The sequence below is a fragment of the Amycolatopsis silviterrae genome (assembly GCF_042684085.1).
In the GTDB taxonomy this organism is placed as follows: domain Bacteria; phylum Actinomycetota; class Actinomycetes; order Mycobacteriales; family Pseudonocardiaceae; genus Amycolatopsis; species Amycolatopsis silviterrae.
Genome location: NZ_JBHUKS010000017.1, coordinates 196,099 through 205,202 on the forward strand (window position 1 = coordinate 196,099; position 9,104 = coordinate 205,202).

Annotated in this window: 10 protein-coding genes; 7 read left to right on the forward strand and 3 right to left on the reverse strand. The window is 71.7% G+C overall.

The features are described 5' to 3' along the window. Positions 1 to 6 precede the first annotated feature (6 nt). Positions 7 to 243, forward strand: coding sequence for a 30S ribosomal protein S18 (rpsR, locus tag ACFSVL_RS25170; RefSeq protein WP_378308009.1), 237 nt, complete (start codon positions 7 to 9; stop codon positions 241 to 243). A 251-nt stretch (positions 244 to 494) separates the two neighbouring features. Here the strand turns inward: rpsR and ACFSVL_RS25175 are convergent, their stop codons facing one another. Further along, positions 495 to 1,637: an HAF repeat-containing protein gene (locus ACFSVL_RS25175; RefSeq protein WP_378308010.1), complete on the reverse strand. Its 1,143-nt coding sequence runs from the start codon at positions 1,635 to 1,637 to the stop codon at positions 495 to 497. A 224-nt stretch (positions 1,638 to 1,861) separates the two neighbouring features. On the opposite strand from ACFSVL_RS25175, the gene cobA reads away from it, so the two are divergent. Continuing rightward, positions 1,862 to 3,088, forward strand: coding sequence for a uroporphyrinogen-III C-methyltransferase (cobA, locus tag ACFSVL_RS25180; RefSeq protein WP_378308011.1), 1,227 nt, complete (start codon positions 1,862 to 1,864; stop codon positions 3,086 to 3,088). Positions 3,089 to 3,117: 29 nt separating this feature from the next. Then, entirely contained in the window at positions 3,118 to 3,885 is a 768-nt protein-coding gene (locus tag ACFSVL_RS25185) for a PIG-L deacetylase family protein (protein WP_378308012.1), read from the forward strand. A 300-nt stretch (positions 3,886 to 4,185) separates the two neighbouring features. Here the strand turns inward: ACFSVL_RS25185 and ACFSVL_RS25190 are convergent, their stop codons facing one another. Then, entirely contained in the window at positions 4,186 to 5,061 is an 876-nt protein-coding gene (locus tag ACFSVL_RS25190) for an alpha/beta fold hydrolase (protein WP_378308013.1), read from the reverse strand. A gap of 109 nt (positions 5,062 to 5,170) precedes the next feature. On the opposite strand from ACFSVL_RS25190, the gene ACFSVL_RS25195 reads away from it, so the two are divergent. Both ACFSVL_RS25195 and ACFSVL_RS25200 read left to right on the forward strand, forming a co-directional pair. Continuing rightward, positions 5,171 to 6,013 (forward strand): crotonase/enoyl-CoA hydratase family protein, encoded by an 843-nt coding sequence (locus tag ACFSVL_RS25195; RefSeq protein ID WP_378308014.1) that lies wholly within the window; start codon positions 5,171 to 5,173, stop codon positions 6,011 to 6,013. 34 nt (positions 6,014 to 6,047) lie between these two features. After that, positions 6,048 to 7,754 (forward strand): AMP-binding protein, encoded by a 1,707-nt coding sequence (locus tag ACFSVL_RS25200; protein WP_378308015.1) that lies wholly within the window; start codon positions 6,048 to 6,050, stop codon positions 7,752 to 7,754. Positions 7,755 to 7,775: 21 nt separating this feature from the next. On the opposite strand, the gene ACFSVL_RS25205 is transcribed toward ACFSVL_RS25200, so the two are convergent. Continuing rightward, entirely contained in the window at positions 7,776 to 8,006 is a 231-nt protein-coding gene (locus ACFSVL_RS25205) for a hypothetical protein (RefSeq protein WP_378308016.1), read from the reverse strand. Between the two features lie 13 nt (positions 8,007 to 8,019). Here ACFSVL_RS25205 and ACFSVL_RS25210 point away from each other — a divergent pair, with 13 nt between their 5' ends. Together ACFSVL_RS25210 and ACFSVL_RS25215 are read left to right on the forward strand one after the other, a co-directional pair. Then, positions 8,020 to 8,214 carry a hypothetical protein gene (locus ACFSVL_RS25210; RefSeq protein WP_378308017.1) on the forward strand — a complete coding sequence of 65 codons (195 nt, stop codon included), beginning with the start codon at positions 8,020 to 8,022 and terminating at the stop codon, positions 8,212 to 8,214. 351 nt (positions 8,215 to 8,565) lie between these two features. Next, complete coding sequence (locus ACFSVL_RS25215; protein WP_378308018.1) at positions 8,566 to 8,799, forward strand: hypothetical protein; 234 nt, start codon at positions 8,566 to 8,568, stop codon at positions 8,797 to 8,799. The last annotated feature ends 305 nt before the right edge of the window (positions 8,800 to 9,104 follow it).

The window sequence follows — 9,104 nt, forward strand, 5'->3', positions numbered from 1 at the left end:
AGTGCCATGCCGAAACCGGACCGGGCCCCGCGCCGCCGGGCGAATCCCTTCCACGCCGCCGGAATCACCAGCGTGGACTGGAAAGACGTCGACCTGCTGCGGAAATTCATCTCCGACCGGGGCAAGATCCGCGCCCGCCGGGTCACCGGATTGACGCCGCAGCAGCAGAAACAGGTGGCGACCGCGATCAAGAACGCCCGGGAGATGGCGCTGCTGCCGTATCCGACGGCGGCGCGGAGCTGAACCCCGAAAAGCGCGGCTGGGCGGACGGCGGGGCCCGCCCAGCCGCGCGTTCCGCCGTAACGCCGGCGGGAGCCAACGGCTGAAGCGACTGCGTCAGGTGGCCTTTGCTGCGGCTCACGGGGCACGTTCTTCGCCGACGTAACCGGCGGCAGACGCGATCGTGGTCAACGACGACGCCGTGACCGTCCGGCGTTCGCAGTAACCCGCCCTGGAGTACCGGCCGTTCCCCGAAAGGAACGGCCGAACCCCTCCTACCGGACCTTCCAGGACACCGCGTGCATCTTCTGGCCAGCCGCGTCCGCAATCCCGACCATGTACCCGCTGTCGGTAAGCCATTCCGCCTTGCTGTAGCTGCCGCCGGGAAGAATGCCGAATTGCGTGCGGCCGCCGTTTTCGTACCACAGCGTCGCGCGGCTTTGCGCGTCTCCCACCGAGTTCCCGAAGGAATCGACGCCGGCCACATTGCCGTCGATGAGATACAGGTTCCCCTGCGGATCCCACAGCACCGAATCCCGCTCCGGCGGATAGGGGTAGCCCGTCCCGACCACGTAGCCGGTGGGGCTGATCTGGCTGAGCCAGCTCGGATGCGGGCTCGGCCAGTCGAGGCGATGGAGGGTGCCGTCGCGGTCCCAGGTCACCGGCGCGGACGTGCCGTGCTCGACGTCGGTGAGGTGCCCGGCGATCGTCCCGTTCCTGCTCATGACGTTGTTCGCGCTGGTCCAGGCAGTCGGGGCCAGATCGGTGATCGGCCCGCCGTTCACCCACCGCACGGAGTGCGCCCTGGTGGCGTTCATGTCCTGGCCCGAGATCACGGTCCCGTCGGCGGAGATGCCGGTGGCGATGCACCACGCGTCGCCGGGCAGGGTGCCGAGGTCGGTGACGGTGCCGTCCGGGTCCCAGCGGAACGGATGCGTCTGGTCGCTGGGGGTCACCCATTCCCCGACGACGACGCCGGTGTCGCTGATGTGCTCGCCCATCGCGTTGTGGTAGCCGGGCGGAAGCGGCATCAAGGTCGCCTGGCCCGCCGCGTCCCAGCGCGCCGGGATGGCGATGGTCGGGGTCAGCACGTACCCGGCGGCGACCCCGTTGCTGTTGATCGCGCGCGCTTGCCCCTGCGTCGCGCCCGGCGTCGGCAATGCGGTCGGATGCCCGGCGGCGTCCCAGCGGACCGGGTGGTCCAGGCGCGGGTCGCGGCCGACGGACGACGTGCCGACCGTCGTCCCCGCCTCGTTGACCGCCAGCGCCATGCTCTGGTCGTCGCCGGGCAGCGGAGCGAGATCCGTCGGCGCGAGCGGGTCGGCGTGCGCGGTCCCGGCCGTCGCGCCCGCGAACACCAGCACCGCGGCGGCGAGCGCGCACGCGCGTCTTCGTTTGGTCGCACTGTTCCTTGTCATCATGACTCCCCAAGTGATGCGGCAGTGTGCGACCTGCAGTCGTTTCCGGCAGGGACAGTGGTACGGACGGGGTGCGGAATTACTCCCGTGGCGCCGGATTTGCCTGCGGACAGCCGACGTAGTTTTGCCGTCGCGTTAGCCCTCGCGGCGTAAGCCGCACCCGACGGCGTGGCATGACCCACGCTCAGCGTGCGAGACGGCGCCTCGCCCATAAACTTCCGCGCATGGACGACCCGCACTACCTTTCCGGCCTGAACCTGACCGGCCGCCGCGTCGTGGTGTTCGGCGGCGGTTCCGTCGCCCAGCGCCGGCTGCCCCGGCTGATCAGCGCGGGCGCTCGCGTCGAACTGGTGTCGCCGCACACCACGCCTTCGGTGCAGGGGATGGCGGACGCGGGGGAGCTGGTCTGGCATCAGCGCCGCTACACCGAGGGAGACCTCCGCACCGCCTGGTACGCGCTGGCCTGCACGAACAGCCCGGAGACCAACGCCGAGATCTGCGCCGAGGCGGAGCGGGAACGCGTCTTCTGCGTCCGCGCCGACGAGGGCGAGTCCGGCTCGGCCGTCACCCCGGCGACCGGACGGCACGGCGGCCTCTTGTTCGGCGTCCTGTCCGGCGGCGAACCGCTCCGCTCGGCTTCGGTGCGCGACTCGATGCTCGACGGCCTGCACGCGGGCACGATCGAGGACGGCCGCCAGCCGCGTCCCGAGGGCACGCTGCCCGGCGTCGCGCTGGTCGGCGGCGGTCCCGGCGACCCGGACCTGATCACCGTCCGCGCCCGGCGGCTGCTCTCGCGCGCCGACGTCGTGGTGGTCGACCGGCTCGGCCCGCGCGACCTGCTGGACGAACTCGCGCCGGAGGTCGAGGTCATCGACGCGGCGAAGATCCCGTACGGCCGCGCGGCCAGCCAGGACGTGATCAACCGGACACTCATCGAGAAGGCCCGCGAAGGCAAGTTCGTCGTCCGGCTCAAGGGCGGCGACCCGTACCTGTTCGGCCGCGGGTTCGAAGAGGTGCAGGCGTGTGCCGAGGCCGGCGTGCCGGTCACCATGGTCCCGGGCATCACCTCGGCGTTCGCGGTGCCCGCGGTGGCCGACGTGCCGGTGACGCACCGCGGCGTCGCGCACGAGGTGGTCGTCGTGTCCGGGCACGTCGCGCCGGGGGACGAGCGGTCGCTGGTGGACTGGTCGCTGCTGGCCCGGATGCGCGGGACGATCGTGCTGATGATGGGCGTCGAACGGCTGCCGAAGTTCGCCGCCGCGCTGCTGGAAGGCGGCCGCCCGGGCGACACGCCGGTCGCGGTGGTCGAGGACGGCACGATGCGGACCCAGCGGGTGCTTCGCTCGACGCTGGCCTCGGTGGCCGAAGAAGCAGAGGCCGCCGGCGTGCGCCCGCCCGCGGTGATCGTGTTCGGCCCGGTGGCCGGGCTGGACCGGAATCAGGCCGGATAACGCGGACAGCGGGCCGTCCGGGCGCGAAGATGGCCCGCATGACACTGCCTGCTTTGCCCGAAGAGTCCTTCCAGCGGGTGCTCTGCGTCGTCGCGCACCCGGACGACATGGAGTACGGCACGTCGGCGGCCGTCGCGCGCTGGACCGCGCGCGGCATCGAGGTCGGCTACCTCCTGCTCACCCGCGGCGAGGCAGGCATGCCGAACCCGCCCGAGGAGACGGCCCGCCTGCGCGTCGCCGAGCAGCGGAACGCCTGCGCCGCGGTCGGCGTCGAGCGCCTCACCGTCCTCGAGCATCCGGACGGCGTGCTCGTCTACGGCCTCGACCTGCGCCGCGACATCAGCCGGGAGATCCGCCGGTTCAAGCCCGACGTCGTGCTCGGCTGCGGCTTCGACGTCGAGACGCCCTACGGCTTCGACCAGGCCGACCACCGCGCCGCCGGACTCGCGACCCTCGACGCGATCCGCGACGCGGGCAACCGGTGGGTCTTCCCGGAGCAGATCGACGACGAGGGCCTGACCCCGCACTCGGCGCGCTGGTACCTGGTGCCCGGGCTCCCCGGTTCCGGAGCGACCCACGGCGTCGACGTCACCGGCGAGCCGCTGCGGCGCGGCGTCGCCTCGCTGGAGGCGCACGCGGCGTACCTGGCCGCGCTCTCGGACCACCCCGCGCCCGCGGACTTCATCCCGCAGTTCGCGGCGATGAGCGGCAAGGCGATGGGGGTCGAGCACGCGGTGCTCTTTCGCGCCCACGACCTGCAGGCGCCGCCGGAACTGCCAGCCGACGACCAGGGCTGACGCGGGTCGCCTGACGTTCCGCGAGGGGCACTGATTCCCCTGGCAGGGACTTCAGCAGGCGTGGCCGCACGCCTGCTGAACCATCCACAAAGGACGCCAGACCCGCCGAATTGCCCGATTGATACCCGCATGACCAGATCCGGAAGTCCGTGAGGGGAACCCTGAGGGAATCAGAGTCTGTGAAGGTTCCCTTCACGGACGACCCAGCCCCGGCCGCGCCTTCGGCTTGGCGACGAGCCTCAAGGGCACGCGCAGCGGCACCTCAAGGCCCTGGGATCGGGACTCAGATCCGAGCCGGGATCAGGCGGGGTAGCGGCGAAACGCGAAGTCCCGGATCGCCGCACTGAGCCGCTTCGGGTCGAACCGCAGCTCAACCGGGCTGCGGGCCTGCACGAACTCGGCGTTCGGCAGGTCCTCCGCAAGGCTGCCCGCGTCGCCGAACGGGTGGATCGGGTCGCCCTCGTGGCCGATCACCAGGGCAGGCGTCGTGATCGTGCTCCGGATCGACTTCGGCGGCGCGATCCGGCCGAACAGCACGCCGTGCAGCAGTGCGGCCATCGGCGCCGGTTCCTGGCTCAGCGTGTCCGTGATGACGTCCACCCACTGGTTCCCGTGCGGCACCAGATGCGCCGCCAGCGCGACGCCCCGCACCGTCACCGGCAGGAAGCGCGCGGCGAACAGCAGCGGCGAGAACGTCAGCAGCCCGGCGATGATCGCGTTGTCCAGCACCGGCATTTCGACCACCAGCCCGCGCACTCGCGACGGCGCGGCGACCGCCACCTCCAGCGCCACGTTCGCGCCCAGCGAGGTGCCGCCGACCACCGCGTCCGGGATCTCCAGGTGGTCGAGCAGCGCGACCGCCTGTTCGCCGAACGCGGGCATCGAATAGCGCCACGACTGGGTCGGCCGGTCCGAATCGCCGTGGCCGAGCAGGTCGAGGGTCACCACGCGGAAGCCGGCCCGGGCGAGCCGCCTGGCCAGCGGCGCGTGCATCCGCCGGGTGAACATGATGCCGTGCATCAGCACCACGACGCGGTCGCCGCCGCCGTATTCGGTGTAGCACAGGCGCTGGCCGTCGTGCCGGAACGAGCCGGACAGCTCGATCGGCCGGGCCTTGCGGGCCGCCGCGGGCTCCGCGGGCGGGGCGTCGGCGACGGGCACGGGTGCCGGATCCATACGGGCGCCTCCCTCTCCACCTCGGGTCTCCAGGAAAGCATCCCCGGGCGGCGTTGGCACAGTGTCAACCCGATGAGCTGGGGTGCGCGGGATGAGTAAAGATGACCGCATGACCGAACCAGTAGCCGCCCTGCCCGAACTCGCCTCGCTCCGCGTGGACCTCGACGGCCCGGTCGCCGAGGTCACCCTGCTCGGCCCCGGCAAGGGCAACGCCATGGGTCCCGACTTCTGGCGCGAGCTGCCGCTGGTGTTCGCCGCCCTCGACGCCGACCCGCGCGTGCGCGCCGTCGTGCTGTCCGGCAGCGGCAAGCACTTCTCCTACGGCCTCGACCTGCCCGCGATGATGGGCGGCTGGGCCCCGCTGCTGGCCGGCGACGCGCTGGCCGGGCCGCGCACCGAGTTCCACGGCGAGGTCCAGCGGCTGCAGCAGGCGGTCAGCTCGATCGCCGAATGCCGCAAGCCGGTGGTCGCCGCCGTGTCCGGCTGGTGCATCGGCGGCGGCGTGGACGTCGTCACCGCCGCCGACATCCGGCTGGCCAGCGAGGACGCCAAGTTCAGCGTCCGCGAGGTGAAGGTCGCGATCGTCGCCGACATCGGCAGCCTGCAGCGGCTCGCGCCGATCATCGGCGAGGGCCACGTCCGCGAGCTTGCCCTGACCGGCAAGGACATCGACGCCGCGCGGGCGGAGAAGATCGGCCTGGTCAACGACGTGTACCCGGACCAGGAGACGCTGCTGGCCAAGGCCCGCGAGCTGGCCGCCGAGATCGCCGCGAACCCGCCGCTGGTCGTCCAGGGCACCAAGCAGGTGCTGTCGACGAACACCGAACGCCAGGTCGCCGAGGGCCTGCGCTACGTCGCCGCGTGGAACTCCGCCTTCCTGCCCAGCAAGGACCTCCAGGAGGCCGTGCAGGCCTTTATGGAGCGACGGGCGCCGGAGTTCAAGGGCGAGTAGAACAGGCACGGGAAGCGAGCACGAGGAGTACGACGTGAGCAACGGCGCTGAGGTCACCGGGTACCAGGCATTCCGCGCGGCGCGGGACTACCTGCAGGCCCACCGCGAGGACTACGAGACTGCCTACCGCGAGTTCGAGTGGCCGCAGCTGGACGAGTTCAACTGGGCGCTCGACTGGTTCGACGCCGTCGCGGCCGATCCGGCGAACGCGCAGCGGTACGCGCTGTGGATCGTGGAGGAGGACGGCTCCGAGAACCGCTGGACGTTCCCGGAGATGTCCGCCCGGTCCAACCAGGTCGCGAACTGGCTGCGCGGCCTCGGCGTCTCGCGCGGCGACCGGGTGATCGTCATGCTCGGCAATCAGGGCGAACTCTGGGAGACGATCCTCGCGGCGATCAAGCTCGGCGCCGTGGTGATCCCGGCGTCCACGCTGCTCGGCCCGGCCGACCTCGTGGACCGGGTCGAGCGCGGCAACGCGAAGCACGTGATCGTGCGCGACGCCGACGCGGAGAAGTTCGCCGACGTCGCAGGCGACTACACGCGGATCGCGGTCGGCGAGCCGGTTTCCGGTTGGCACGCCTTCGAAACCGCGTACGCGTCGTCAGCCGAATTCACCCCGGACGGCGTCACCCGCGCCGGGGACCCGCTGCTGCTGTACTTCACCTCGGGCACCACCGCGAAGCCGAAACTCGTGCAGCACACGCACGTTTCCTATCCGGTCGGCCATCTGTCCACAATGTACTGGATCGGGCTGGAACCGGGCGACGTCCACCTCAACATCTCGTCGCCGGGCTGGGCCAAGCACGCGTGGAGCAACTTCTTCGCGCCGTGGAACGCCGAAGCGACTGTGTTCCTGTACAACTACGCGCGGTTCGACGCGGCCGCGCTGATGGCGCAGATGGACCGGTGCGGCATCACCAGCTTCTGCGCGCCGCCGACAGTGTGGCGGATGCTGATCCAGGCCGACCTCAGCGCGCTGCGGACGCCGCCGAAGAAGGTCGTCGGCGCGGGGGAGCCGCTCAACCCCGAGGTGATCGAGCAGGTCGAGAAGGCGTGGGGCGTCACCATCCGCGACGGCTTCGGGCAGACCGAAACCAGCGTCCAGGTCGCGAACACGCCCGGCCAGGACGTCGTGGCCGGTTCGATGGGCCGTCCGCTGCCCGGCTTCGCGGTCGCGCTGGTCGACCCGGTCACCGGCGAGCGCGCGAGCGAGGGGGAGATCTGCCTCGACCTCGCGCACCGGCCGGTCGGCCTGATGGCGGGCTACGCGGACGACGACGAACGCACGTCAGCGGCCTTTGCGAACGGCTACTACCACACCGGCGACGTCGGCTCGATCGACGAACGCGGCTACATCACGTATGTCGGCCGCACCGACGACGTCTTCAAGGCCTCGGACTACCGGATCTCGCCGTTCGAGCTGGAGAGCGTGCTGCTGGAGCACGAGGCGGTCGCCGAGGCGGCTGTGGTGCCCGCACCGGACCCGATCCGGCTCGCGGTGCCCAAGGCGTACGTCGTGCTCACCTCCGGGCACGAGCCGGACGCCGAGACCGCGCGGGCGATCCTGGCGTACGCGCGGGAGCACCTCGCGCCGTACAAGCGGATCCGGCGGCTCGAGTTCGGGGACCTGCCGAAGACCATCTCGGGCAAGATCCGCCGGGTCGAACTGCGCGGCCGCGAGGGCGGCGAGCGGCCCGAGGGCGAGTTCCGCGAGGACGACTTCCCGGACCTGAAGTCCTGAGCGGGCGGTTCCGGCCGGGTGCTACTCGGCCGGAACCACCGCCGCCAGCACGGTCTGCTCGCCCTTGCTGCACGTGGTGCCGCCCTGCGCGGCGGGCGGGCCGGACACGCACAGCCAGCCGTCGACGGTCGCGTTGACCGGGTTGTTCGAGCCCGCCGCCTGCCTGCCGTTGATCGCCTGGTGGAACTTCTTGACCAGCGACATCGCGTCCGCGCACGGGACGGCTTTGTAGTCGTACACGTACAACGTCATTCCGCTCGCCGCGGTGACCGTGCCGCAGGTGCCCGGATTGACCGGCGGCGCCTGCTTCGACGGCTTCGGCGCGGCCGCGGTGCTCTTGGGCGCGGCCGGCGGGCTGCTCGCGCCCGCGGTCTCCGGCAGCGGCGGGGGAGCGTGCGTGCTCGGCGCTGCCGAGGCCGTCGCGGAGGGTGCCGACGGGGCGGCCGCCGGTGGCGCTTGATCCCCCGAACAGGCGGTGAGCGCGGGCAAAACCACCACAGCCGCGCACAGCGGCCCGTACACGGTTTTCGACGGGAACACCGCGATCCTTTCGCCGGGGTCGCGCCCATTCTGGCCCCTCGCGCCCCCGCTGAGCGGCACCGACACACCGGCGAGACGACTGTCGAGTCTACTGTGGACGGTCCGTTTCCCGTTCCGGACCGGGGAATCCGCATCGGTTCAGCGCATCGATCGGAGGAATCCCATGCGCGGCGGTTAACGCTCGGCGGTCCGGCGCCGACGTATCAGGCAGGCGCCCCGCGCGTTCCAGGTCCCCGAAGCCCGACGCCAGAGAGCACGAGTCACCGAGAGCATGAGCACCGAAACCGTCCCCGCAGCCGAGACCGACGCCCCGACCGACCCGCCGACCGAACCCTGCAGCGTGGTGTGGTGCGGCGGCCGCCCCTACGTCCTCGAAGCAGGCTCCGTGCGCCCGCGCTGGGTGGGCACCGACGGCCGCGGCCGCCCGGAGACGCTGAGCAACGCCCAGCTCCAGCGCCGCGGCTGGAGCCACCGCCGCGCCGCCAGCCGGCGCCGCTCCCGCTGAGCTTTCCGCCGCGGCCGCGCCGGGACCGGGGAGAGCCCCGGCCGCGCGGCCCGGCGGATCCGCCGGATTCCCCGGATTCCCTGTCGCCGCCCCGATTCGCCCGCGCTTCGCCGATGCGGCGGGGAACGGAATCGTTCCAGCACCGGACCGGCTGGACTCCGCCGCACCGTTCCGCAGCCTCCCTCGCCACGCCCCTCGCCGCCGGCAGCGAGCGCCCCAATGCCACATTGGGTGCATGCGACCTGGATCCACCGGTGGTTTTCTGTGGTGGTCTTGGTGTGGGGTTGTTGATGTTGGGGTTGGGT

Coding starts and splice junctions, on each gene's coding strand:
- rpsR (WP_378308009.1), top strand. CDS start 7: ATGCCGAAACCGGACCGGGCCCCGCGCCGCCGGGCGAATCCCTTCCAC.
- ACFSVL_RS25175 (WP_378308010.1), bottom strand. CDS start 1,637: ATGACAAGGAACAGTGCGACCAAACGAAGACGCGCGTGCGCGCTCGCC.
- cobA (WP_378308011.1), top strand. CDS start 1,862: ATGGACGACCCGCACTACCTTTCCGGCCTGAACCTGACCGGCCGCCGC.
- ACFSVL_RS25185 (WP_378308012.1), top strand. CDS start 3,118: ATGGCCCGCATGACACTGCCTGCTTTGCCCGAAGAGTCCTTCCAGCGG.
- ACFSVL_RS25190 (WP_378308013.1), bottom strand. CDS start 5,061: ATGGATCCGGCACCCGTGCCCGTCGCCGACGCCCCGCCCGCGGAGCCC.
- ACFSVL_RS25195 (WP_378308014.1), top strand. CDS start 5,171: ATGACCGAACCAGTAGCCGCCCTGCCCGAACTCGCCTCGCTCCGCGTG.
- ACFSVL_RS25205 (WP_378308016.1), bottom strand. CDS start 8,006: ATGACGTTGTACGTGTACGACTACAAAGCCGTCCCGTGCGCGGACGCG.
- ACFSVL_RS25215 (WP_378308018.1), top strand. CDS start 8,566: ATGAGCACCGAAACCGTCCCCGCAGCCGAGACCGACGCCCCGACCGAC.